This is a genomic window from Streptomyces sp. NPDC000941 (genome assembly GCF_053599555.1).
Window position 1 is genome coordinate 1 of the sequence record NZ_JBSFMM010000540.1, and the last position, 1,497, is coordinate 1,497.

Consider the following 1,497-nt stretch of genomic DNA (forward strand, 5'->3'; position numbering starts at 1 on the left):
GTCGTCGTTTGGTATGGGTGGGACGAATTGTCATGTGGTGGTGGAGGAGGGGCCTGTTGTTGGTGGGGTGGTGGCTGGCGGTTCGGTGAGTGTTGATGGTTCGGCGGCTGTTGGTCCGGTGGAGCCGCTGGTGTCGGTGGTGCCGTGGGTGGTTTCGGGGCGTGGGGTTGCGGCGTTGCGGGGGCAGGCGGAGCGGCTGCTGTCGCATCTGGAAGCGCATGAAGATTTGTCGCTGGTGGATGTGGGCTGGTCGTTGGCCACGGGGCGGACGGCGTTTGAGCACCGTGCGGTTGTCATCGGTGGTCGTGACGGTCTGAGGGCTGGCCTGGGGGCGTTGGCGCGGGGTGAGGATGTTCCTGGGTTGGTGACTGGGCCCGCGTCCGGTGTGTCGGGCGCGGGTGAGCGTGTGGTGATGGTTTTCCCGGGTCAGGGTTCGCAGTGGGCGGGTATGGCCGTGGGACTGCTGGACTCTTCGCCGGTTTTCGCGGAGCGTTTTGCTGAGTGTGGTGAGGCGTTGGCGGAGTTTGTCGACTGGGATCTTGCGGGGGTGGTGCGGCAGACGCCGGGTGCTGCGTCGTTGGAGCGGGTGGATGTGGTGCAGCCGGTGTTGTGGGCTGTGATGGTGTCGTTGGCTGAGTTGTGGCGTTCGTTTGGTGTTGAGCCTTCGGCGGTGGTGGGGCATTCGCAGGGTGAGATCGCTGCGGCGTGTGTGGCCGGAGCGTTGTCTTTGCGTGATGGGGCGAAGGTGGTGGCGCTTCGTTCTCAGGCGATTGCTGAGGATCTGGCCGGGCTCGGTGGGATGGCGTCGGTGTCGTTGACGGCCGAGCAGGTGGCCGAGCGCATCGCGGGGTGGGATGGTCGTCTGTCTCTGGCGACGGTGAATGGCCCGACCTCGGTGGTGGTGGCCGGTGAGGTCGAGGCGCTGGTCGAGTTGCTGGCCGCGTGTGAGGCTGATGGTGTGCGGGCGCGGCGTATCGCGGTGGATTACGCGTCCCATTCCGCCCAGGTCGAGGTGATCGAGGGTCGGCTGGCGGAGCTGCTTGAGGGCCTTGAGCCGCGGTCGTCTTCGGTGCCGTTCTATTCGACGGTGACCGGTGGGTTTATCGACACGGCTGAGCTGGACGCCGGCTATTGGTATCGCAATCTGCGGCAGACGGTGCGTTTTGAGGAGACTGTCGGCGCCATTCTGGACGAAGGCGACGCGGTCTTCGTCGAGGCGTCCGCTCATCCGGTGCTGACCATCGGGCTTCAGGAGATTGCCGAGGCCCGTGGTGCGGAGGGCACGGTGGCGTTGGGTTCGCTGCGGCGCGACGAGGGTGGTCTGGATCGCTTCCTGACTTCTCTGGGTGAAGCGTATGTGCGGGGTGTGGCTGTTGACTGGGCTGTGGCCTTCGCTGATTCCGGTGGGTCGTGGGTTGATTTGCCGACGTATGCGTTTCAGCGGGAGCGGTTTTGGGTGGGTGAGGAGCCGGGGGGTGGTGTGGTGGAGTCTTTGGT

1 protein-coding gene is annotated in these 1,497 nt (G+C 65.5%); it reads left to right on the forward strand.

Features of this window, described 5'->3' with window-relative positions; translation table 11 throughout:
- Positions 1–1,497: acyltransferase domain-containing protein (locus tag ACWDSL_RS53370; protein ID WP_450497000.1), on the forward strand; the 1,497-nt coding region annotated here is incomplete at both ends.